Annotated in this window: 21 protein-coding genes and 1 pseudogene; 15 read left to right on the forward strand and 7 right to left on the reverse strand. The window is 64.2% G+C overall.

Annotation, left to right across the window (positions count from 1 at the left end):
- Window positions 1-192 precede the first annotated feature (192 nt).
- The 3 genes from FJW07_RS09490 (at window position 193) to FJW07_RS09500 (ending at window position 3,035) form a co-directional block, all read left to right on the forward strand.
- Window positions 193-996, forward strand: coding sequence for an FCD domain-containing protein (locus tag FJW07_RS09490; RefSeq protein WP_140855998.1), 804 nt, complete (start codon window positions 193-195; stop codon window positions 994-996).
- Window positions 997-1,017: 21 nt separating this feature from the next.
- Window positions 1,018-2,154 (forward strand): alpha-hydroxy acid oxidase, encoded by a 1,137-nt coding sequence (locus FJW07_RS09495; RefSeq protein ID WP_140709099.1) that lies wholly within the window; start codon window positions 1,018-1,020, stop codon window positions 2,152-2,154.
- 113 nt (window positions 2,155-2,267) lie between these two features.
- Entirely contained in the window at window positions 2,268-3,035 is a 768-nt protein-coding gene (locus tag FJW07_RS09500) for a metallophosphoesterase (RefSeq protein WP_140856000.1), read from the forward strand.
- A 41-nt stretch (window positions 3,036-3,076) separates the two neighbouring features.
- Here FJW07_RS09500 and FJW07_RS32265 read toward each other — a convergent pair whose 3' ends face one another.
- A complete protein-coding gene (locus tag FJW07_RS32265; protein WP_263481599.1) occupies window positions 3,077-3,208 on the reverse strand; it encodes a hypothetical protein in 132 nt (43 codons plus the stop codon).
- 292 nt (window positions 3,209-3,500) lie between these two features.
- Complete coding sequence (locus FJW07_RS09510; RefSeq protein WP_140856002.1) at window positions 3,501-4,199, reverse strand: type 1 glutamine amidotransferase; 699 nt, start codon at window positions 4,197-4,199, stop codon at window positions 3,501-3,503.
- A gap of 85 nt (window positions 4,200-4,284) precedes the next feature.
- Between FJW07_RS09510 and FJW07_RS09515 the strand changes: the two genes are divergently transcribed.
- Window positions 4,285-4,920 carry a hypothetical protein gene (locus FJW07_RS09515; protein WP_140856004.1) on the forward strand — a complete coding sequence of 212 codons (636 nt, stop codon included), beginning with the start codon at window positions 4,285-4,287 and terminating at the stop codon, window positions 4,918-4,920.
- A 6-nt stretch (window positions 4,921-4,926) separates the two neighbouring features.
- Here the strand turns inward: FJW07_RS09515 and FJW07_RS09520 are convergent, their stop codons facing one another.
- Entirely contained in the window at window positions 4,927-5,322 is a 396-nt protein-coding gene (locus tag FJW07_RS09520; RefSeq protein WP_140643890.1) for a GFA family protein, read from the reverse strand.
- Window positions 5,323-5,460: 138 nt separating this feature from the next.
- Between FJW07_RS09520 and FJW07_RS09525 the strand changes: the two genes are divergently transcribed.
- The 3 genes from FJW07_RS09525 to FJW07_RS09535 all read left to right on the forward strand — a co-directional run bounded on the left by FJW07_RS09525 (window position 5,461) and on the right by FJW07_RS09535 (window position 8,915).
- Window positions 5,461-6,195: a 16S rRNA (uracil(1498)-N(3))-methyltransferase gene (locus FJW07_RS09525; RefSeq protein ID WP_140856006.1), complete on the forward strand. Its 735-nt coding sequence runs from the start codon at window positions 5,461-5,463 to the stop codon at window positions 6,193-6,195.
- Window positions 6,196-6,401: 206 nt separating this feature from the next.
- Entirely contained in the window at window positions 6,402-7,775 is a 1,374-nt protein-coding gene (locus tag FJW07_RS09530) for a glutamate--cysteine ligase (RefSeq protein WP_140709091.1), read from the forward strand.
- Window positions 7,776-7,877: 102 nt separating this feature from the next.
- Window positions 7,878-8,915, forward strand: a complete 1,038-nt coding sequence (locus tag FJW07_RS09535; RefSeq protein WP_140856008.1) for a DUF937 domain-containing protein — start codon at window positions 7,878-7,880, stop codon at window positions 8,913-8,915.
- 413 nt (window positions 8,916-9,328) lie between these two features.
- On the opposite strand, the gene FJW07_RS09540 is transcribed toward FJW07_RS09535, so the two are convergent.
- Window positions 9,329-9,553 carry a DUF1127 domain-containing protein gene (locus FJW07_RS09540; protein ID WP_246680719.1) on the reverse strand — a complete coding sequence of 75 codons (225 nt, stop codon included), beginning with the start codon at window positions 9,551-9,553 and terminating at the stop codon, window positions 9,329-9,331.
- Between the two features lie 238 nt (window positions 9,554-9,791).
- Between FJW07_RS09540 and FJW07_RS09545 the strand changes: the two genes are divergently transcribed.
- The gene (locus FJW07_RS09545; RefSeq protein WP_140643877.1) at window positions 9,792-10,748 is read left to right on the forward strand and encodes a LysR substrate-binding domain-containing protein; all 957 of its coding nucleotides are present in this window, start codon (window positions 9,792-9,794) and stop codon (window positions 10,746-10,748) included.
- 2 nt (window positions 10,749-10,750) lie between these two features.
- On the opposite strand, the gene FJW07_RS09550 is transcribed toward FJW07_RS09545, so the two are convergent.
- The gene (locus FJW07_RS09550; RefSeq protein ID WP_140856010.1) at window positions 10,751-12,961 is read right to left on the reverse strand and encodes an EAL domain-containing protein; all 2,211 of its coding nucleotides are present in this window, start codon (window positions 12,959-12,961) and stop codon (window positions 10,751-10,753) included.
- 119 nt (window positions 12,962-13,080) lie between these two features.
- Here FJW07_RS09550 and xseA point away from each other — a divergent pair, with 119 nt between their 5' ends.
- A complete protein-coding gene (xseA, locus tag FJW07_RS09555) occupies window positions 13,081-14,646 on the forward strand; it encodes an exodeoxyribonuclease VII large subunit (protein WP_140856012.1) in 1,566 nt (521 codons plus the stop codon).
- Window positions 14,647-14,730: 84 nt separating this feature from the next.
- Window positions 14,731-14,931, forward strand: a pseudogene (locus tag FJW07_RS09560) (P1 family peptidase); the annotation flags it as partial.
- A 111-nt stretch (window positions 14,932-15,042) separates the two neighbouring features.
- On the opposite strand, the gene FJW07_RS09565 reads toward FJW07_RS09560, so the two are convergent.
- Window positions 15,043-15,294 (reverse strand): DUF768 domain-containing protein, encoded by a 252-nt coding sequence (locus FJW07_RS09565; RefSeq protein WP_140856014.1) that lies wholly within the window; start codon window positions 15,292-15,294, stop codon window positions 15,043-15,045.
- 362 nt (window positions 15,295-15,656) lie between these two features.
- Window positions 15,657-16,328 (reverse strand): FCD domain-containing protein, encoded by a 672-nt coding sequence (locus tag FJW07_RS09570; protein ID WP_140709083.1) that lies wholly within the window; start codon window positions 16,326-16,328, stop codon window positions 15,657-15,659.
- 224 nt (window positions 16,329-16,552) lie between these two features.
- Here FJW07_RS09570 and FJW07_RS09575 point away from each other — a divergent pair, with 224 nt between their 5' ends.
- Genes FJW07_RS09575 through FJW07_RS09595 form a run of 5 tightly spaced genes read left to right on the forward strand, consistent with a single transcriptional unit; the run spans window position 16,553 to window position 21,671 of the window.
- Entirely contained in the window at window positions 16,553-17,431 is an 879-nt protein-coding gene (locus FJW07_RS09575) for a fumarylacetoacetate hydrolase family protein (RefSeq protein ID WP_140856016.1), read from the forward strand.
- Window positions 17,428-18,207, forward strand: a complete 780-nt coding sequence (locus tag FJW07_RS09580) for an alpha/beta fold hydrolase (RefSeq protein WP_140856018.1) — start codon at window positions 17,428-17,430, stop codon at window positions 18,205-18,207. The genes FJW07_RS09575 and FJW07_RS09580 overlap by 4 nt, the downstream gene beginning before the upstream one ends.
- A 52-nt stretch (window positions 18,208-18,259) precedes the next feature.
- Window positions 18,260-19,600, forward strand: a complete 1,341-nt coding sequence (locus FJW07_RS09585; protein ID WP_140856020.1) for an amidohydrolase family protein — start codon at window positions 18,260-18,262, stop codon at window positions 19,598-19,600.
- Window positions 19,601-19,644: 44 nt separating this feature from the next.
- On the forward strand, window positions 19,645-20,646 hold the full coding sequence (locus FJW07_RS09590; protein WP_181181582.1) for a branched-chain amino acid ABC transporter permease: 1,002 nt from the start codon (window positions 19,645-19,647) through the stop codon (window positions 20,644-20,646).
- The gene (locus FJW07_RS09595; protein WP_140782655.1) at window positions 20,643-21,671 is read left to right on the forward strand and encodes a branched-chain amino acid ABC transporter permease; all 1,029 of its coding nucleotides are present in this window, start codon (window positions 20,643-20,645) and stop codon (window positions 21,669-21,671) included. The genes FJW07_RS09590 and FJW07_RS09595 overlap by 4 nt, the downstream gene beginning before the upstream one ends.
- The last annotated feature ends 34 nt before the right edge of the window (window positions 21,672-21,705 follow it).

Here is a 21,705-nt window from a genome sequence, read left to right on the forward strand (position 1 = left end):
TTTCGACCCATCGTGCAATCCGGTCGTCTTGCGGCAATCGGCGGGACGCGTAAACAGCAAATATTGGCGTCCGGGGAGGCTGACGCGCGGCGAACTCTGCGACCAGACGGGACGAATTGGATAAATAATTTGACCAGTTGGCGACAGAGGCTTTAATCTGGATCATCTCCGTCCCGTTCTCCAGGCGTCCCTTTGAGCGACATTTTCTCCAGGATCGAGCATTCGCGCACCGCCGACGAGGTGGTGCAGCAGATCGAGAGCCTGATCCTCGAAGGCGTGCTGCGCACCGGCGACCGGCTGCCCGGCGAGCGCGAGTTGGCGCGCCAGTTCGAGGTGTCGCGGCCGATCCTGCGCGACGCGCTGAAGGTGTTGGAAGGGCGCGGGCTGCTGACGACCAAGGCCGGCGGCGGCACGCATGTCGCCGACGTCATCGGCCAGCTCTTCACCAAGCCGGTGACGGACCTTATCTCCACGCACCGCAAGGCGGTGACGGACTATCTGGAATACCGGCGCGAGATCGAGGCGGTAGCGGCCGAGTATGCGGCGCGCCGCGCGACGCCGGAGGATCTGGCCCTGCTCGACCGCATCATGGCGCGCATGGACGAGGCGCACCGGACCGGCGACTTCGACGACGAGGCGGAAATCGACGTCGAGTTCCACCATGCGGTGTGCGAATGCGCGCACAACATCATCCTGCTGCACACGCTGCGCTCCTGTTACCGGCTGCTCTCCGAGGGCGTGTTCCAGAACAGGCTTCTGGTGTTCGGCGTGCCCGGCGCGCGCGAGGCACTGCTCGAGCAGCACCGTGCGATCCATATCGCGATCAAGACCGGCGATCCGATCGCGGCGCGCAAGGCGGCGATGGACCACATCACCTATGTCGAACGCTCGATGGCGGAAGCCGAGCGCAGCGGCGACTGGCAGCGCGTGTCCAGGCTGCGCCTCAGACAGCGCTCGGACGCCGGCGACATCGAACCCACACGAAAACGCTCCTAAGCACAGATTAGCGGGACAACCATGAGCGAAATCCTCACCATCGCCGACCTCAAGGACCTGGCACGCCGCAGGGTGCCGAAGATGTTCTTCGATTACGCCGATTCCGGCGCCTGGACGGAGAGCACCTACCGGGCCAACGAAGAGGATTTCGGCAAGATAAAGTTCCGCCAGCGCGTGCTGGTCGACATGAGCAACCGCTCGCTGGAATCGACCATGATCGGCGAGAAGGTGGCGATGCCGGTGGCGCTCGCCCCGACCGGGCTTACCGGCATGCAGCATGCCGATGGCGAGATGCTGGCGGCGCAGGCGGCGGAAGCGTTCGGCGTTCCGTTCACGCTATCGACCATGAGCATCTGCTCGATCGAGGATGTCGCCTCGGTGACCAAAAAGCCGTTCTGGTTCCAGCTCTACGTGCTGCGCGACAAGGATTTCGTGCTCAATCTGATCGACAGGGCCAAGGCGGCGAAATGCTCGGCGCTGGTGCTGACGCTCGACCTGCAAATCCTGGGACAGCGCCACAAGGATATCCGCAACGGGCTTTCGGCACCGCCCAAGATGACGCTTGCCAACATCATCGACCTTGCGCTGAAGCCGCGCTGGTGCCTGGGGATCGCCGGCACACCGCGCCGCACCTTCCGCAACATCGTCGGCCACGCCAAGGGCGTCGGGGACGTCTCTTCGCTGTCGTCCTGGACGAATGAGCAGTTCGATCCGCAGCTGTCGTGGAAGGATGTCGCCTGGATCAAGGAGCGCTGGGGCGGCAAGCTGATCCTGAAAGGCATTCTGGACAAGGAAGACGCCTTGATGGCGGCGCAGACCGGCGCCGATGCCATCGTGGTCTCCAACCATGGCGGGCGTCAGCTCGACGGCGCCGCCTCCTCGATCTCGGTGCTGGAAGAAATCGCCGATGCGGTCGGCGACAAGATCGAAGTCCATATGGACGGCGGCATCCGCTCCGGCCAGGATGTGCTCAAGGCGCTCTGCCTCGGCGCCAAGGGCACCTATATCGGCCGGCCCTTCCTCTACGGCCTCGGCGCGATGGGCAAGGACGGCGTCTCCAAGGCGCTCGAAATCATCCGCAAGGAAATGGACATCACGCTGGCGCTCTGCGGCAAGCGCCTCGTCACCGACATGGGCAAGGATCAACTTCGGCGCTAGCGCGCGGCGAGCGCCTCATCGCGGACATGGCAAGGATAAGCTGCAGCGCTAGGGCGTTGTTCATCGATTGGTCCTAGCTTGCGCGCGGCGACCAACACGAAAAGACAGGTTCCTTGACCGAAACCGGCATCCACTACCTCGACGCAAGCGGGCCGGAAGGCATGCGGCTTTACGCCATCGGCGATGTGCATGGGCGGCACGACCTGCTCGCCGCCATGCACCGGCGCATCGAGAGCGAACTGGAATATGCGCCCGCGTCCGACTGGCGCATCATCCATCTCGGCGACTATGTCGACCGCGGGCCGGATTCCAGAAGCGTCATCGATTTCCTGATCGAGGCGCAGAAATGCGATCCGCGCAACATCATGCTCGCCGGCAACCACGACATCGGCATGCTCGAATTCCTTGCCGAAGCCGAGCCGGACGGCCTGTTCATGAATTACGGCGGCGTGCAGACGGCGCAGTCCTATGGCGTGGATCTGCTGCGCGACGGCCATTGGTTCGGCAAGGCGGAAGCGATCGCACGGGGACATATGGCCCTGGTGAAAGCGGTGCCGCGCAGCCATGTCGACTTCCTGCAATCGCTGGCTTTTTCGGTGAGTTTCGGCGACTTCTTCTTCTGCCATGCAGGGATAAGGCCGGGCGTGCCGCTCGACGGTCAGAGCCAGCAGGACCTGATCTGGATCCGTGACGCCTTCCATGACCACCCCGGTCTCTTTCCCAAGGTGATCGTGCATGGGCACACGCCGGTACCCGAGGCCGAGGTCAGGGCCAACCGCGTCAATGTCGACACGCTTGCCTGGAAATCCGGAACGCTGAGCGCGCTCGCCATCGATGGCGGCGACAAACGCATCATCGCCGTGCAGGGGAAAGCGCTTTAGGCGCGATCCCGGCGCGGACGTGCCTCAGATTTTGTCGGGATCTAGTTCAGCGAGGCGGTGACGCCGTAGCCGTCGACGGCCCGGTGGTTGGTCGCTGCGTCGGCGGCATAAATGCCCAGGCCGCAGAGCACGATGGCAGACAGCATGACAAAAGACAGGAGAGCTGCTTTCACGGACGTCATCTCTGGTTAAGCTTTCTGCATCTGGGCACGAGGCGGTTACCAATGCGTTGAAACGATAAAATGCGTCTCAATGTTTCGACGATTTCGCGCTTCTAAGCAGATTCTGTATCGCCGGTGTGTCGGCTGGATCACACAAAAGGTTCATGGCGGTTGCACCGACGATACAAAGCGCGCCCTCTTAGGCGAGCGGCAGGACACAAACCAAGAAAGAAGAATGTTGTCCCCAGGCGGAAACCAGCAAGCGTGCCAATTATGCCACGCCTCGTCCAAGGATGGGCTTGGATCAGATCGTGGCCACCCAGGCGCGGGCAATTGCCAGCCCGGCAGCGTCGGCGTCGGCGCCATTGCGGGCGAGCTCGTCGTCGAGCCGGTCGTTCCAGTCGGGATGGCGCTCGGCGATCATTGCAGCGAAGGACGTGCTCCAGTCACGCACCATCGGCGTATCCGCCTCGAAGTGGAACTGGAAGCCATAGACGGCGCGGCCGAGGCGGAAGGCCTGGTTTTCGGCGACTGAGCTGCCGGCCAGCCGCACGGCGTTTTCCGGCAGGCCGAACGTGTCGTCATGCCATTCGAAGATCGGGAATTTCTCGGGAAGCGCCGCCAGGACCGCGTCCGATTTGGCGGCCGGCGTCAGCGACACCTTATGCCAGCCGAACTCGGTGGCGCCGCCGATCTGGTTGGCGCCGCCAAAGGCGCGCGCCACAAGCTGGCTGCCAAGGCAGATGCCGAGCACCGAACGATCCTTGTCGGCGAAATCGCGGGTCAGGTCGAGCAATGCAGGGAAGTAGGGGCAGATCTCGTCGTCGAGCGCGTTCTGGGCGCCGCCCAACATCACCATGGCGTCATGCTCGCTGCTGTCCTGCGGCAGCGCTTCGCCGTGGTAAGGCTTGCGCAGATCGATGTCGGCGCCGGCTTCCACAAGGGCCGCGCCGATCTGGCCAAGGCCCTCATTGTCGAAATTCTGGACGACCAAAACCCGCATCGAAAACCTGCTGACGTGAAAATGCTGGGGCGAGCGATATCATGCGGCCCGTGTTTCAGCCAAGATGCGCAGCGGAGAGAAAGCTATGCCACTGCAGAACCGGGTCGATCCCTTCGGCGCTATCCACGCCGTGCCGGAACGTGGCCTGTTCACCGGCAACCGCGGCATCATCCATGACCCCGAGACCAGGACGCTTCTGAAGAAGCGCTGGGCCCTGCCGGCCTGGATCATCTGCGTCTGCCAGTTCCGCAATGTGCGGCGCGAGCCGATGGGCCGCAATCGGCCCGGCGGCAAGGCCGGCTGGACCGAGCTCTTCTTCCTCGACGAGGTGACGGCTTTGGCCGCCGGCCATCGGCCCTGCTTCTTCTGCCGGCGCGAACGGGCGACCGATTTCGTGAGCCGCTTCGGCGAAGCGTTCGGCATTGAACTCCCCCGCGCGCCGATGGTCGACAAGCGGCTGCACAAGGAACGGCTGGCCTCGGGCGGACAGGGGGCAAGGCTCGATCCCGCATCGCTCGCCAGCCTGCCAGGCGGTACCATGATCGCCGTGGGCAACAAATGCTACGCGCTGCTTGATGGTTCAGCCCTGCCCTGGAGCTTCGGCGGCTATCAACCGCCGATCCGGCTGGACGCGCCGGAACTGGCCAATCCGATCATGATCACGCCACCGACAACCGTCGCCGTGCTCCGCGCCGGATATCGACCCGTCTGGGCGGGCTGACCGCGGTTATTTCAGATCCGATTGCGACACCATCGGCACCGCCGGCAGATCGTAATAGTCACCGGCCGATTCCGGATAGAGCTGGCGTTCCATCTTAAGACCTGTCTTGCCGTCGATGGTCCCGGCCCAGACAGATATGAAAGGACTGCCGAATCGGCGCCAGAACAGGTTGCCGCCGCATACGGAACAGAAGCCCCGCTCGGCATGCTCCGACGATTTGAACCAACGCAATGTATCGCCCGTGATAGCCGCCGACGCCTGTTCGACCTGGGTGGCGGCCGCGAAATGACCGCTGGCCTTCCTGCATTGGTTGCAGTGACAGGCAACGATCGGACGCAATTCGCCACGCAACTCGTATTGAATGGCGCCGCATAGGCAACTGCCACGTGTAATCTTGCTCATTGATCCCTGGATCCCTCGCAATTTCCTGGCTCGCAGCTTCTATGATCGCAAGGCAAACCGGCGTTGGTGTTCCGACCTTCGCGTGTCGTCTTTTCCGTACGACTTGACGCCGGGGGGAGCCTCGCTCATTGCTCGGCCATGCGCGCCAATTACAAGATGCAACGCCTGTTCGTGCCGGACGATCTCGGGCCCGGCCTCGAATTCGATGCCGGACAGCAGCAGAGCCATTATCTCGCTCATGTGCTGCGGCTCGGCGAAGGCGCCGAGGTCCTGCTTTTCAATGGCCGTGATGGCGAATGGTCGGCTTCGATCGCCGCGAAGTCCAAGAAGGTGGTCCGGCTGAAGGTGCTCGAGCTGCAGCGGCCGCAGCCGCCGCTGCCCGATCTCGTCTATTGTTTTGCACCGCTGAAGCAGGGCCGGCTCGATTACCTGGTGCAAAAAGCCGTCGAGATGGGGGCCGGTGAGTTGCAGCCGGTCATCACCCAGCACACGCAGGTGGCAAAGCCCGGCATCGATCGGCTGCGCGCCAATGTCGTCGAGGCGGCCGAGCAATGCGGAATCCTGGCGGTGCCGGAGGTGCGCGAAGCGGAAAAGCTGGAACGGCTGCTTGCCAATTGGGACAAGGAGAGGCGTCTGATCTTCTGCGACGAGGATGCCTCGACCAACAATCCACTGCCGGCCTTGCAAGCGGTAAGTGAGAAGAAACTTGCGCTTCTGGTCGGACCCGAGGGCGGATTTTCCGACGACGAGCGCAAGATGCTGAGAGCCTTGCCTTTCGTCACCGCCATTCCGCTCGGACCACGCATCCTGCGCGCCGATACGGCGGCGGTGGCAGCGCTTGCCGCGATCCAGGCGACGATCGGCGACTGGTGATCAAATCCTGTTGAGGCCTGGCTCAGGATTTTTTGCTTGATCGGCTGCTGACATTTCGTCCATCTAGCGCCGGCGGCCGTCCGGCCCCTGCAGCACCGCGCCTCCTTTTCGAGGAGCAGAGGGCGCTGTAGCATTTGAAGTCTTGCGCAGGACGTCCAGCGGAAATCGGTGCCGGTTTTCGGATATCATGCGCACGGAGGGGCTAGATGGCGCGCGACACAACCGATACCCAGCCCATCGAAGGCATCGACGAACTGGTTGGCTATCTGGCCGCCGGCAACAAGCCGCGCGACAAATGGCGCATCGGCACGGAGCATGAAAAATTCCCCTTCTATGTCGATGGCAACGCGCCTGTGCCCTATGGCGGCGAGCGCGGCATCCGCGCCATCCTCGAAGGCATGCAGGAGAAGCTCGGCTGGGATCCGATCATGGATGCCGGCCGCATCATCGGCTTGGTCGAGCCGACCGGCCAGGGCGCGATCTCGCTGGAGCCCGGCGGCCAGTTCGAGCTTTCCGGCGCGCCGCTGGAATCGATCCACCAGACCTGTCGCGAGGGCAATGCGCATCTGGCGCAGGTGCGCGAGATCGCCGAACCGATGGGTATCCGCTTCCTCGGCCTTGGCGGCAGCCCGAAATGGTCGCTTGCCGACACGCCGAAAATGCCGAAGTCGCGCTACGAGATCATGACCCGCTACATGCCGAAGGTCGGCACCAAGGGCCTCGACATGATGTACCGCACCTGCACGATCCAGGTGAACCTCGACTTCGAGAGCGAGACGGACATGCGCCGCAAGATGCAGGTGTCGCTGAAGCTGCAGCCGCTGTCGACGGCGCTGTTTGCCAACTCGCCCTTCACCGAGAGCCGGCCGAACGGCCTGCAGAGCTGGCGCGGCGACATCTGGCGCGATACCGACAACCAGCGCTCCGGCATGCTCGAATTCTGCTTCTCGCCCGATTTCGGCTTCGCCGACTATGTCGAATGGGCGCTCGACGTGCCGATGTATTTCGTCATCCGCGACGGCCATTATCACGACATGACGCGCTACACGTTCCGCCAGTTCATGGAAGGCGCCGCGCGCAACGAGATTCCCGACGGGCTGCCGACGATGGGCGATTGGGCAAATCATCTCTCGACCCTGTTTCCCGACGTGCGCCTGAAGCGTTTCCTCGAAATGCGCGGCGCCGACGGTGGCCCGTGGCGGCGCATCTGCGCCCTGCCCGCCTTCTGGGTCGGGCTGCTCTATGACGAGCAGGCGCTTGACGCCGCCGAGACGCTGACCGCGAGCTGGACCTACGAGGAAGCGCTGGCGATGCGCAACGCCGTGCCGGAGCAAGGCATCGCGGCGCCGTTCCGCAACGCCACCTTGCGCGATGTCGCCCGCGACGTGCTCGCCGTCTCGCGCATGGGCCTGAAGAATCGGGCCAAGAAGAACCGCGACGGCTATGACGAGACGTCGTTTCTCAACACGCTCGACGAAGTGGTCGCCCGCGGCACGACCAGCGCCGAGGAGATGCTGTCGGCCTACCACACGCGCTGGGGCGGTTCGATCGAGCCCGTGTTCATGGAATATGCGTATTAACCGTCCGGCATGCGCCGAGCGGTTGGGCGCCAAAAGCCGCTTCAATCGGTGATGGAAACGAACTAGGCTCTCCGATGAGGATATTCTCGAAGGAGAACCCAAATGCCTTCCCTGTTCGACATTTTCGCCCAGGCCCAGAACGGCGCCGGCATGCAGGCGCTGGCCCAGCAATACGGGCTTTCGATGCAGCAGACGCAGGCCGCGGTGCAGGCGCTGTTGCCGGCCTTCTCGCAAGGGCTGCAGCGCAACACCGCCGATCCCTACGGGATGGGCGCGTTCATGACGGCGATGGCTAGCGGCCAGCACGCCAAGTATTTCGAGGACGCCACGAGGGCCTTTTCGCCGCAAGGCATCGATGAGGGCAACGGCATACTCGGCCATCTGTTCGGCTCGAAGGACCTGTCGCGCGCCGTGGCGAGCCAAGCCGCGCAGGCGACGGGCTTGAGCCAGCAGGTGCTGCAGCAGATGCTGCCGGCCATGGCTTCGATGATGATGGGCGGGCTGTTCAAGCAGACCAACAATCAATTGAGTGGGGGGCAGATGCAGGCCGCCGGCGGTTTCGGTGGCGGCAACAATCCGCTTGGCGAGATCATCGAGCAGATGATGCGGCAGAGCGGCGTTGCGCCGGCGCCGCAGCAACGCCAGGCGCCGCAGCCCGCGCCCAATCCCTATGGCGAAAACCCGCTCGGCAAAGTGCTGCAGGACATGTTCGGCGGCGGCGCGCCGCAGCCGCAAAACCAGCCCCAGCAGGCGCCCAGTCCGTACCGCGAAAACCCGCTCGGCAAGGTGCTGCAGGATATGTTCGGCGGCGGCACGACGCAGCAGCCGCAGCAGACTCAACCACAGCAGACGCAAAGCCCCTATGGCGACAACCCGCTCGGCAAGATCTTCGAGGAGATGCTGCGCCAGGGCGGCGGTTTCGGCCTGCCGGGTGGGCAGCCGGCACCGCAGCCGCAGCAGAGCCAACCGCAGCCAAGTGCGCCGCAACAGCCGCAGACCAACCCGAGCGGCCGGCCGCGAAACCCGTTCGACGATATCTTCGGCAAGATGTTCGAGACCGGTGCTCAGCAGCGCGACGAATATGAAAAGAATGTCGGGACGATCTTCGATCAGTTCAAACGCGACATGGACCGGCGCTAGGTAGCGCGTCGACGGCGAGGTCGTCATCCACGGGCGGAGCGACGCGAAGCGGAGCGTAGACCCGAGGATCCATGCCGTTACCTTCGCCGAAGGGTGCAGCGGAGCAGAATTCTGCACAGTACATCAACGTCACGGCATGGATTCTAGGGTCTGCGCGCGTCGCTTCGCTCCTTGCTCCGCCCTAGAATGACGAACTAAAGAAAAATGCCCGGTCCTGGAGGAGGAACCGGGCAATGTGCAGGCTGGCCGGCGGGGAACCGGCAGGGAGTGTGGGAGCCTGCATGAGACTTGGTCGCGCCGAGCCGTGAAAAGGTTCAACGCGACCGGAAATCCAGGCAACGCGGCCGTTCAGGCTACCTGACGAGCGAGATCCTCGATGGTGTCGGCGCGCTCGCTGGCGATGGCGCGCAGCTTCACCGTCGGTCGCGGCCGAAGGGCACGGCGACGGCGACATGGAGGTCGGCGCGGGTCAGGCCGATATCGGCAAGCTCGGCGTCCGACATCTCGCCCAGGCGATAGAAGGCGCGGCGATTTTTCCAGGCGACATAGGCGTTGGCGAGAGCATTGAGCGCACGCGTCGCAACGGCCGGACGCGTGGTGATGCGCGGGGTCTCGGAAGCGAATTCAATCGTGGTCATGTCAGTCTCTCCTTCCAGGAGTCGAGCGGACGAAACCAGGCAAGCGGCGCCTTGGGAGAAGCGCCGTTCCGGTTTCCATTCATTGACGTGATGCATGTCGTTGCCGCCAAACCCGGGGGCCACTTTTGGGCGACATGCACTGCTTTCATGTGGACGATGCCAATTTGCCATCGCGCGATTGATTAATCCAACGAATGTTTTTAATCTGTAGCATCAACATCAATGATAGGTTGGACCGATGAAAGCGCCGCTCGACCTCGATCAGTTGCAGACCTTCATCTCGATCGCCGACACGGGAAGCTTCACCCGCGCGGCCGAGGAGGTCCACCGCACGCAGTCGGCGGTGTCGATGCAGATGCGGCGGCTTGAGGAGCGGATCGGCAAGCCGCTGTTCGAAAAGGACGGCCGCACCAACAAGCTGACCGAGGAAGGCGACCGGCTGCTTTCCTATGCGCGGCGGCTGATCCACCTCAACCGCGAGACTCTAGCCGCCTTCGACGACCAGCGGCTGGAAGGCACGATTCGCATCGGCACACCCGACGACTATGCCGACCGCTTCCTGCCCGAGATCATGGCGCGCTTCTCGCGCTCCAACCCGCGCGTCGAGCTGACGGTCGTCTGCGAGCCGACGCCGGGGCTGGTCGAGCACATCAAGCGCGGCAATCTCGACCTGGCGCTGGTGACGCACAACGACACGCGCGGCCAGTCGGAGGTGGTGCGGCGCGAGCCGCTGTTGTGGGTCACCTCGGCCAACCACGCCACGCATGAGCAGGAAACCCTGCCGATGGCGTTCGGGCGGCCGAACTGCATCTGGCGGCGCGCCGCGGTCGACGTGCTCGACCGCCAGAGCCGCGAGTACCGCGTGCTGTTCTCCAGCTTCTCGGCCACGGTGATCACCGCGGCCGTGCTTTCCGGCCTGGCGGTCTCGGTGCTGCCGGAATGCGCGCTCCGGCCAGGCATGCGCGTGCTCGGCGAGGCCGACGGCTTCGGCCAGTTGCCGGACTGCCGCATCGGCATCATGCGCGGCCAGACCTCGCAGCCGGAAATCGTCGACGCCTTGGCCCGCCATATCGCCGAGAGCCTCGACAACATTTCCGTGCCGGTCAGCGAGGAGGCGGGAAGCTTCGATTTCGCCGCGCTCGCCTTCGCCAAGATGAAGCGGGTCAAGGCGAACCAGATCATGCCTGGCTGGTAAAGTCAGGCGCGAGCTGCCGAAAGTTCCCGGTCGGCGGACGAAACACCCGGCAGCGCAAGCAATTGGCCGGGCTCCAGCGGCGGCGACAGCAGATAGCCCTGCAACTGGTGGCAGCCCATGCCGACCAGCAAGACTTTTTGCACGTCGGTCTCGACGCCTTCAGCGGTCACCTCGACCTTGAGCGCCATTGCCAGCTCGATCAGCGTCTTGACGATTGCGCGGGCGCTTTCGTCCTCGTCGAGCAGACGCACAAAAGAGCGGTCGATCTTCAGCTTGTCGATCGCCTGACGGCGCAGATAGCTCAGCGAGGAATAGCCGGTGCCGAAATCGTCGAGCACGATGCGCACGCCGGACTGGCGCAGCGCGGCAATCACCGTGCCGATCGCGTCATCGTGCTCGAGCAACACGCTTTCGGTGGTCTCTAGCTGCAGGCGGGACGGGTCGAGCCCGGTTTCGCTCAGGATCTCGGCGACCTCTTCGGCAAAGCCGATGTTACGCAGCTGCATCGGAGAGATGTTGACGGCGATCCACGGCAATTCGGTCGTGACGGCGAAGCGGCAGGCTTCGCCCAGCGCCCATTTGCCGAGCTCACCGATAAGGCCGCGCTCTTCGGCAATCGCGATGAATTGCGCGGCCGGCAAGGCACCATGCACTTCATGCCCCCAGCGGATCAGCGCTTCGGCCCCCAGTATGCCGCGGCCGTCGGCCGCGAATACCGGCTGATAGGCGAGCTTGATGCCACCTTCGCCGTCGAGCGCCTTGCGGAGTTCGGATTCGACCTTGCGCTTGCGCAACAGGAGATCGTCCATGTCGCCGGCAAACAGCTCGTAGCGGCCACGACCGTTCTTCTTGGCCTCGTAAAGGGCGATGTCGGCCTTGCGCAACAGGTCGTCCGCGTCGGCGTCCGATCCGGACGACAGCGCGATGCCGACGCTCGCGCTGACGAAGACCTGGTCGTCGATCAGCCGGAACGGCTCGCGCAGCTTCAAGAGCAGCCTTTCGGCGATGTCCTCGGCGCTTCCGGCGTCGGGAACGTCAAGCAGGATGACGGCGAATTCGTCGCCGCCGAGTCGCGCGACGGTATCGACTTCGCGGATCGTGTGCTTGAGCCGCGCCGCCGTCTGACGCACGAGCTCGTCGCCGGCCGGATGGCCGAGCGTGTCGTTGATATGCTTGAAGCGGTCGAGGTCGAGGTAAAGCAGCGCCACGCGCGTCCTGTCCTGGCTGGCGAACAGCAGCGTGCGCCGCAAGCGGTCCTCGAACAGCGCCCGGTTGGGGAGGCCGGTGAGCGTGTCGTGGAAGGCGAGATACTGCGCCTGGTCCTGGCTGGTCTGCAGCGCGGCCGAGGCGCGACGCAACCTGCGCAACAGGAAGACCAGCACACCGCCCGCCAGGAGCAGCGCGATCGCCAAGGCAGGAGCGATCTCGCGCACCAAGGCAAGGCCGGGCCGCAGCTGGTCCCAGCCGATATAGCCGAGGATGACGCCGCGCGAATCGACCAGCGGCACGGCGGCTGGGCCAGCCGGCTGTGACAAAGGCACCAGCCGCGCGCCATCAAGCAGGTACTTTCCGGCGATCTTGCCAATCACCGCGTCGTTGATGAATTCGACCGACACATGCAGGCACTCGGTGCCGCGCGCCTGAGTGATCCTGTCCGAGCTCGGCACCAGCGGCATCACACTCAGGATCGCCGGCTTGCCGTCGAGCGACACCAGATCCCCGGCCATCATCTTCGCAGGCTGGCCGTACGCATCGGTCTGCGGCGGCCCAGCCAGCATGCGACGCAGTTTTTCGATGATGGGAAGAAGCGTGGGCTGGTCCTCGCCATAGGCGGAAGCGTCGACCACCTTGCCCTCGCGCATGGCGTGGATCGCATGATTGGCGGCGTCCAGAATATAGACCCGGTTGTGACCGTAGTAGGTGTACATCCAGACACTGAGATTCTCTTCGATCCAGGTCTGGTTGCCTGCCCTCACATTGATGATCGCGTCATCCCAGACCGAAACGCTTTCCTGCTCCCGCTGAACAGACGCAATCTGGTCCTTCAAACCATCGGCGATGAACATCTTTTGTCGTACGAGCGAGGCATCATCGGCCTGGCTGGCCGCGTAGAAGCCGAAGCCTACGACGATGACCAAAGCGAAAGCGGCGAGCGTCAGCACGGTCAGCGTGACCTGACGGGTCAACGGGCTGCTGTTTTGGCGTACGCTCATCAGGTCCCCGGCCGGCTCTTCTGGGCCTGTCAAAGCAAATCGGGCTTAAGATCACGTTATAATATTAGCGCGGTTTCTCCGCGCTTGACGCGGGCCGATAAGCGTTCCCCAATCGCCAAATGAGTGAAACAGCAACCGAATCACGCAGCAACGCCACCGAATACACGGTGAGCGAGATTTCCGGCGCGCTGAAGCGCACTGTCGAGGACGCCTTCGGCAATGTGCGGGTGCGTGGCGAGATTTCCGGCTATCGCGGCCCGCATTCGTCCGGCCACGCCTACTTCGCATTGAAGGACGACCGAGCGCGGATCGATGCCGTGGTCTGGAAGACCACCATGGCGCGGCTGAAGTTCCGCCCCGAGGAAGGCATGGAGGTGATCGCCAGCGGCAAGCTGACGACCTATCCCGGCAAATCCAACTACCAGATCGTCATCGACAATCTGGAGCCGGCGGGCGCAGGCGCGCTGATGGCGCTGCTCGAAGAGCGCAAACGACGGCTGCAGGCCGAAGGCCTGTTCGATGCCGGCCGCAAGCGCCGGCTGCCGTTCATGCCGCGCGTCATCGGCGTCGTCACCTCGCCGACCGGCTCGGTGATCCGCGACATCATCCATCGCATCAAGGACCGGTTTCCGCTCCATGTGCTGGTCTGGCCGGTGAGGGTTCAGGGCGACACGACCGCCAGGGAAGTCACGGCTGCGGTCAACGGCTTCAACGCGTTGACATGGGAGGGACCCATCCGTCAGCCCGATCTGTTGATCGTGGCGCGCGGCGGCGGCAGCCTCGAAGACCTCTGGGGCTTCAACGACGAAGGGCTGGCGCGGGCCGTTGCGGCGTCCGGCATCCCGGTGATCTCCGCTGTCGGGCACGAGACCGATACGACTCTGATCGACTTCGTCGCCGACATGCGCGCGCCGACGCCGACGGGTGCGGCCGAGATCGCCGTACCGGTCAGGGCGGACCTGGAGGCGACGCTCGCCAGTCTCGGCGCGCGGCTCAACGCCTGCGCCTCGCGGCATCTGGAGCGCAAGCGCCAGGCGGTGCGCGCGGCGGCGCGGGCACTCCCCTCGCCCGACCAGTTGCTGGCGCTGCCGCGCCGCCGTTTCGACGATGCGACGAGCCGGCTCGGCCGCGGGTTGACGGTGAATATCGAGCGCAAGCGAGCAACGCTGGAGCGGCAAAGGCTGACGCCGGCGACCCTGTCGCGGCGCCTCAACGAAGCGCGCACGCTGACCGGCCGCGACATTGCCCGGGCGCGGGCCGCGTTCTTCGCCATCGTGCGCGAGCGCCGCGCACGCTTTCAGCGCAATTCTACGCGGCTGTCGCCGGCGCCGATCGTCCGACGGCAGAAGCTGCAGGCCGACGCATTGGCCGGACTGTCGCGCAGGCAGGACCAAGCGACGGCGCGGCGGCTCGACCGGCTGCGCGCGGCTCTCACCCAGGCGGACCGGCTGCTTTCGACATTGTCGCACAAAGCCGTGCTGGCGCGCGGCTTCGCGCTGGTCAAGGACGCTGACGGCGCCGTCATCAAGCGGGTCGCGGAGGTGGCGCCCGGCGTGGCGCTGCAGCTGGAATTCGCCGACGGCAATGCCGAAGCCATCGCCACCAGCGGCGGCGCACGGCCGAAGCTGGCCGCGAAATCGCCCGCGAAAGCCAAGGAGCCGGGCAATCAGGGCTCGTTGTTCTGAGGTTTCCATAAGCAACCACGGCCCGCATCTTCGCGCGCCATCGGGCAAGCCGCGCCTGCGCTCCTTCAGTATCGCGCTCCGGAGGCCGCCCAGGCGGCTTCCAGCCGCATCGCCCGCGCGGAGTTCATCCCGGATGTCGACATCGACCCGTTCTTCGACGCGGTCGTGCAAGATGTCGAGGAAGCGATCCTCAACGCATTGATCGCCAATGAGGATATGACGGGACGCGACGGCAATTTCGTGCCGGCGCAGCCGAAGACGTGGCTGAAGGAAAAATTCGGATAGAGCGTTTCACGGAAACGCTCTATCTTTTTGTTTTTACGCAATTCCGGATGGAAAACCGTTACACACTTTTCTTGGAATTGCTCTAAGAGCCGGCCTGTGGCAGGCGGCTGTTTATTCCGCCGGCTTGTCGGGCTTCGCTTCGCTGGTGCCCTCTTCGGCGGCTTCCTCGAGGCGCGACGCGATCAGTTCCTGGATGTCGCCGACCTCTTCCTGGATGTCCTCCAGGAGAATGCCTGCCTCGGCAGCCTTGGCGCAGCACTCCTTGGCAAGGGTCTCGGCCTGCTCGATCTTGATCGGCGAATGCTGGCGTTGGACTTTCTCGCCAATCCATCCGCGCAAGAACTCGATCGCATGTTCACTCATACTGCTTCTTCCCTAGCGGCTAAGCCGGTTGGTAGCCATGAACGTCCGCCCCCCATTCGAGCCGAGTCGGCCTCGACCGGCAAGACATCTTGCCCGTGGTTCGCGAAACCGAAGGAATGGAAGGGTTGAAGGTGCACGTTCAGATCGTTGAGAATGATGGGATTGTTGGCCGGGATCGACAGAAGGCCGCCGTTGTTGTTTTTGCTGGCTTTTTTCTATGTTCGACAGCGCATTTGTATCACGATGGGTAGCACAGACTGTGTCACAGCTTTCCGGTCAACGTTGCCCCGGCTTTAGCTGGAGCAGGCGCTATATAGTGGCATCCTCATGCGATGTCGACTCGGGGTCCTTCATCGGGGCGGCTACCTCCCCAGAAGATTGCGCTCGACGGTCCTCAGATGCGTCAGCATCGCGTTGCTGGCGCCTTCGGAGTCGCGCGCCAGCAAGGCATCCAGGACGAGCTGGTGCTCGCTGCAATAGGTGGCGCGGCGCTCCTCCGAGAAGGAACGCTTCTTCATCTCGAACCACGGCCGCTGATTGCGCAGGACGCGCATGAGATTGTGGATCTCCTTGAGGAAGTCGTTGCGGGAGCATGCGAAGATGCGGTGATGAAATTCCGCGTCCCAGTGCTCGAACGTCGGCATGTCCTGGGATGCGCAGGCGATCTTGTGCGCCTCGCGCACGGCGTTCAATTCGCCGGCGCTTGCGTTGGTCGCGGCGAAGGATGCCGCCGCCGGCTCCAGCAACTGCCTGATCTCCATCATGTCGGCCGGGCTGGTCCCTTCCATCCGCGCGACGGTCGCGGCCATGGAATCGGGATTGGCTGCCGTCAAAAAAGTTCCGCGACCAACATGCCGTACGACCGTGCCGTCATCCTCGAGCAGGCCGACGGCGCGGCGCACGGTGTTGCGCGCCACACCGAACTCGCTCGCCAGGTCACGCTCGGGCGGCATACGGCCGTTTTCCATCCATTCGCCCAGCGAAATCCGTTTCTTCAAGGCGATGGCGATGTCGTTGGCAACCAGCTTGGGCATATTTGGCAGCGTTTATCTGATCCAATGATGAACCATTCATAGCAGCTTTTCGTGCGCCCGTCCATCATGCAGGCCTGCAAACAGGCCCACATTTGTACGGCCGCGAGCGTTGGAACTATTTCAAGCGGCCAATCCGAATCCGGCTTGCGGCCTAAGCCAATTGGCGCTAGCGTGTTTCAAAAGAGCAGAAAATTGGCTCAAAATTGGTTCACGGGAGGAAATTCATGCGGGTCGCGACTTTCTCGCTCGCCGGCGAAAGGCGGGTCGGTCTCGTCGATCTTGCCGCCCAGACTGTCGCCCCCTTCGATTTCCCCGTCGAGCGCGCCGAGACCGGATTGCTGGCGTTGATCGAACGCAACGGAGCCGGCCTGCCGCGCACCCTCTCCCCGGTCCCGCTGGCGGGCGTTGAGATCGAAGCTCCGATTCCACAGCCACGCCGCAACATCTTCTGCGTCGGCAAGAACTATTACGAGCATGCGCATGAATTCGCCCGCAGCGGCTTCGATTCCAGCGCCGGCGCCGGCGCGGTGCCAAAACACCCGATCATCTTCTCCAAAGTGCCGGAATCGGTCGTCCCCAATCACGCCAGCGTGTTGATCGACTCCTCCGTGTCGACAGCGATCGACTATGAGGCGGAGCTCGCCGTCATCATCGGCAAGGGCGGGCGCGGCATCTCGAAAGAGGAAGCCCTCGACCACGTCTGGGGCTACACGATCGTCAACGACGTCACGGCGCGCGACCTGCAAGGCAAATACAGCCAGTGGCTGATCGGCAAATCGCAGGACACGTTCTGTCCGATGGGTCCATGGGCCGTCACCAGGGACGAGTTCGATCTCGCCAGCGCCGGCATCCGCTGTTTCGTCAACGAGGACCTGCGCCAGGACTCCAGGATATCGCTGCTCATCTTCGATATCCCGACCATCATCGCCACGCTGTCGCAAGGTATCACGCTCAAGCCGGGCGACATCATCGCCACCGGCACGCCCGTCGGCGTCGGCATCGGCTTCGACCCGCCCAGATATCTCAAGCCCGGCGATGTCGTGCGCATCGAGATCGACGGCATCGGCACGCTGGAGAACCGCTTCGTGGAGAGGCCGCAATGACGACCGTGACCGTCGGCCAGGTCGTCGGGGAAGTTACAGGCGAAGGCGCGGCCGTGGTGATGATCCACGGCCTCGGCGGCACCTCGAACATGTTCCAGCCGCAGATGGGGGCGCTGTCGGGCTACCGCGTCGCCCGGCTCGACCTGCCGGGGTCGGGCCGTTCGCCGCGGCCGATCGAGCCGCTCACCATCGAAGGGATGAGCGAAGCCGTGATCCGCGCCATGGCCGGCATGGGCGTAACGTCGGCGCATTTCGTCGGCCATTCGATGGGCACCATCGTGTGCCAGCAGATTGCGGCGACACAGCCCTCCTTGGTAGCTTCGCTCGCGCTGTTCGGCGCTTTGGCCGAACCTGCTGAAGCGACCCGGCAAGGCTTGGCCAACCGAGCCCGTCTGGCGCGCTCCGGCGGCATCGCCGACATCGCCGATCAGATCGTCGCCAACGCGATCTCGGCGCACACCAGGGAGACATCGCCCGCGGCAGCGGCCTTCGTGCGGGAATCGATCACCCGCCAGGACCCCGAATCCTATGCCCGCACCTGTGAGGCCCTGGCCAAGGCGACAGCTGTCGATGCGCGCCGGATTTCAGCGCCGACCCTGGTCGTCACCGGCGATGCCGACACGGTCAATCCGCCAGGCGTCGCCCAGGCGCTTGCCGACAAGATCAAGGGAGCCGTATTCTCCTCGCTCGATCGGTGCGGACACTGGGCCACGGTGGAAAGTCCGCGCGAGAGCAGCTCGAAGCTCGCCGATTTTTTGAGACGGGTTGATAGGTGAGGATTTCGGATCGGGCGTAGACTTACGCGCTCGGCAAGTTGGGAGGCTTGTTATGGCAGACGAAAACTGGGCCGGAAACGGGTCGGGAAGCACGCTCTTCACCAATGTGCGCGTGCTGGACGCATCAGGTGAATATCCCTACACCGGCGAGGTGCTGGTGCAGGGCAACCGCATCAAGCAGATCACAAAGGGCTCGTCCCGCTTCGGCTCCTCCGCGTCGTCTTCCTACAATGGCGGCGTGCCAGGGGGCGTCACCGTGATCGACGGCATGGGCGCGACGCTGATGCCCGGCATGATCGACGCGCATCTGCATCTGTCCTGGAACAACGCGCCCGGCATCGATCCCATCCAGATGATGGAGATCGAGGAGCACATGTTGGTCACCATGGAGATGGCCAAGCTGGTGCTCGATGCCGGCTTCACCGCCGGCCGGGGCGCGGCCGCCGCCAAGCCGCGGCTCGACGTCGTCGCCAAGAAGTTCATCAACCAGGGCCGGTTTCCCGGACCGCGTTACCTCGCGGCGGGACCGGAGATCACAACGGTCGGCGGCCTCGGCGATTCCGCGCCCTCGCATATTCCGCATGAGGGCCTCAATCTCGGCATCGTCGTCTCCGGTCCGGAGGAAATCCGCCGCACGGTGCGCCAGCTGATCAAATACGGCGTCGATTCGATCAAGCTCAACCTATCCGGCGAGAGCATCACCGGCATGGGCGCCGAGGAGACGCCGATGTCGGAAGAGGAGGTCGCCATGGCCGCCTCCGAGGCGCGTTGCCGCAACAAGGTCCTGTCGGCGCACGCACGCTCTTCTGGCTCGGTCAAGCAGTGCGTGCGCCACGGCATCCAGAACATCTACCACGCCTCCTTCGCCGACGAGGAAGCGCTCGACATGCTCGAGGCGGTCAAGGACAAGCATTTCGTGGCGCCGGGCATCGCATGGCTGATCAACACCGCGCGGTACGCCGAGCAATGGGGCATCAAGCCCGGCTCGCCGCTGTCGCTCGAATATGAGCGAGAGCTTGAAATGTGCGTCGACACGATGAAGAAGATGCACCGGCTCGGCATTCGCGTGTGCATCGGCGGCGACTACGGCTTTGCCTGGACGCCGCAAGGCACCAACGCCAAGGACATCCAGACCTTCGTCGAGATGCTCGGCTTCTCGCCGATGGAGGCGATCCAGGCCGGCACCAAATATGGCGGCCAGATCATGGGCATGGGCGACGAGCTTGGCCTGATCAAGGAAGGCTACCTCGCCGATATCCTGTTGATCGACGGCGACCCGATCTCGGACGTGCGCATCCTGCAGGACAAGAACCGCATCCTCGCCATCATGAAGGACGGTAAGTTCCACAAGGCGCCGCGCATGAACGAGCAGCGCCGGCGGCTGACCGCATGAGCATACTCGACCAGCCATCGTCCTCGCCGCTGTCGGGCGGCGGCATGACACGCCGCCAGGCCTGGGGCCTGGTCGGCCTGCTGGCGGCGGCGATCGTTGCCTGGCTGGTCTTCGCCGTCTGGCCCGCCTGGCTGAACGCCATCCTGATCTCCAAGAAGGCCTTCGTCAGCGCCATCCTCAACGGCCTGACGCTCGCCGGCCTCTATTTCCTGGTCGCCAGCGGGTTCACCCTGATCTTCGGCCTGATGCGCAACATCAACCTGGCGCACGGCTCGCTTTACCTGCTCGGCGCCTATATCGGCTACGAGGTCACCAGCCGCACCGGCTACTGGCTGCTCGGCGTCGCCGCCGGCTTTGCGGTGCTGGCCATCATCGGCGTCGCCATGCAGGTTTTCGTCTTCCGCCGCCTGGAGGGCGACGACCTCCGACAGACCCTGGTCACCATCGGCATCTCGATCGTCGCCGCGGACCTGATGCTGGCGGTGTGGGCCGGCGGCACCTACCAGATCGCCACGCCGGAATGGCTCGACGGCGCCTTGACCCTGCCAGTCATCACAGCAGTGCGCTCGAACGGCGCTTCGGTTTTCCTGACCTATCCGCTCTACCGCGTGGTCGTGCTGGCGGCGGCGATCGTCATCGGAGTCGGGCTCTGGCTGATGCTCAACAGGACCCGCGTCGGCATGATGATCCGCGCCGGCGTCGACGACCGCGCCATGCTGTCGGCCTCGGGCGTCAACGTGCATGCGGTGTTCGCCATCGTCTTTGCGGTCGGCGCCGGGCTTGCCGGTTTCGCCGGCGTGGTCGGCGGATCGGCCCTCTCGGTCGCACCCGGCGAGGACGTGCGCTATTTGCTTGCCTCGCTGGTCGTGGTGATCGTCGGCGGCATGGGCTCCATTACCGGCGCGGCGATCGGAGCGCTGCTCATCGGGCTGGCCGAGCAGATCGGCCTGGTCTATTTCCCGACCTACGGCGTGGTGCTCACCTTCGTCATCATGGTGGTGACGCTGGCGGTGCGGCCGCAAGGCATCATGGGGAAGGCGAGATGAGCCTGACCACGGTCGCCGACGGCGCGGTGCCGCAACAGAACTGGCTGGACAAGATCGGCGCGGGTCACGTCATCCTTGCCGTCGCGCTCGTTCTCTATCCGCTGGTGGCATCGGATTTCTTCCTGACGCAGATCGCCGGCTACTCGATGATCTTCGGCGTCCTGGCGCTGTCGCTGATGCTGCTGGCCGGCTATGGCGGAATGCTCAGCCTGGCGCAGATCACGGTAGCCGGGATTGCCGCCTACGCCGTCGCCATCCTCGGCAGCAACAATTCCAACGTGCTGGGCTTCGGGTGGCCCTGGTGGATCGTCGTCCCCTTCGCGGTTGCCGCGGCCGCGGTGTCGTCGGCGCTGATCGGCTGGATCTCGGTGCGCACGGAAGGCATCTACACGCTCATGATCACACTGGCGATCGCGACGGCGACCTTCTACTTCGCCCAGCAGAACTACGCGATCTTCAATGGCCATTCCGGCTACGCCGGCATCCACGCGCCGGTGTTCTGGGGCATCGACTGGCGTGACCCGAAACCCTTCTATTACCTCTGCCTCGGCCTTGCGGCGCTGTCCTACGCGGCAGTGCTCTACGGCTCCCGCTCCACCTTCGGCATGACCTTGCAGGCGATCCGCGACAATCCGCGAAGGATGCGGGCGCTGGGCTATCATGTCACCGCGCACAAGGTCTTCGCCTGGTTCCTGGCAGGCATCCTCGCCGGGCTGGCGGGCGTGCTTCTGGTGTGGTTCAACGGGCGCGTCTCGCCCGGCACTATCGGTGTCGACGTGGCGATCGACATCCTGATCATCGCCGTCATCGGCGGCCTGCGCCATCCGATCGGGCCGTTCGTCGGCGCGATCGTCGTCATACTGATGCAGACCTTCGCTATCGACATCGTCGGTGCCGAGCGTTTCAACACGCTGATCGGCCTGGTGTTCCTGGCGATCGTCTTCGTCTCGCCGGATGGAATTCTTGGGTTGTGGGGGAGGATCAAGCCACATCTTGCCCAGGGATCCTTGCGCGCCGGCCCCTAGCGGCTGGCGCGGATGAAGCACTGCTGACCAATCA

Origin of the sequence: Mesorhizobium sp. B3-1-9 (assembly GCF_006439595.1) — a bacterium.
In the GTDB taxonomy this organism is placed as follows: domain Bacteria; phylum Pseudomonadota; class Alphaproteobacteria; order Rhizobiales; family Rhizobiaceae; genus Mesorhizobium.

Coding starts and splice junctions, on each gene's coding strand:
- FJW07_RS09510 (WP_140856002.1), bottom strand. CDS start 4,199: ATGCGGGTTTTGGTCGTCCAGAATTTCGACAATGAGGGCCTTGGCCAG.
- FJW07_RS09530 (WP_140709091.1), top strand. CDS start 6,402: ATGGCGCGCGACACAACCGATACCCAGCCCATCGAAGGCATCGACGAA.
- FJW07_RS09570 (WP_140709083.1), bottom strand. CDS start 16,328: ATGCCCAAGCTGGTTGCCAACGACATCGCCATCGCCTTGAAGAAACGG.
- FJW07_RS09545 (WP_140643877.1), top strand. CDS start 9,792: ATGAAAGCGCCGCTCGACCTCGATCAGTTGCAGACCTTCATCTCGATC.
- FJW07_RS09525 (WP_140856006.1), top strand. CDS start 5,461: ATGCGCGCCAATTACAAGATGCAACGCCTGTTCGTGCCGGACGATCTC.
- FJW07_RS09575 (WP_140856016.1), top strand. CDS start 16,553: ATGCGGGTCGCGACTTTCTCGCTCGCCGGCGAAAGGCGGGTCGGTCTC.
- FJW07_RS09580 (WP_140856018.1), top strand. CDS start 17,428: ATGACGACCGTGACCGTCGGCCAGGTCGTCGGGGAAGTTACAGGCGAA.
- FJW07_RS09565 (WP_140856014.1), bottom strand. CDS start 15,294: ATGAGTGAACATGCGATCGAGTTCTTGCGCGGATGGATTGGCGAGAAA.
- FJW07_RS09540 (WP_246680719.1), bottom strand. CDS start 9,553: ATGACCACGATTGAATTCGCTTCCGAGACCCCGCGCATCACCACGCGT.
- FJW07_RS09495 (WP_140709099.1), top strand. CDS start 1,018: ATGAGCGAAATCCTCACCATCGCCGACCTCAAGGACCTGGCACGCCGC.
- FJW07_RS09585 (WP_140856020.1), top strand. CDS start 18,260: ATGGCAGACGAAAACTGGGCCGGAAACGGGTCGGGAAGCACGCTCTTC.
- FJW07_RS09515 (WP_140856004.1), top strand. CDS start 4,285: ATGCCACTGCAGAACCGGGTCGATCCCTTCGGCGCTATCCACGCCGTG.
- FJW07_RS09520 (WP_140643890.1), bottom strand. CDS start 5,322: ATGAGCAAGATTACACGTGGCAGTTGCCTATGCGGCGCCATTCAATAC.
- FJW07_RS09590 (WP_181181582.1), top strand. CDS start 19,645: ATGACACGCCGCCAGGCCTGGGGCCTGGTCGGCCTGCTGGCGGCGGCG.
- FJW07_RS09535 (WP_140856008.1), top strand. CDS start 7,878: ATGCCTTCCCTGTTCGACATTTTCGCCCAGGCCCAGAACGGCGCCGGC.
- FJW07_RS09550 (WP_140856010.1), bottom strand. CDS start 12,961: ATGAGCGTACGCCAAAACAGCAGCCCGTTGACCCGTCAGGTCACGCTG.
- xseA (WP_140856012.1), top strand. CDS start 13,081: ATGAGTGAAACAGCAACCGAATCACGCAGCAACGCCACCGAATACACG.
- FJW07_RS09595 (WP_140782655.1), top strand. CDS start 20,643: ATGAGCCTGACCACGGTCGCCGACGGCGCGGTGCCGCAACAGAACTGG.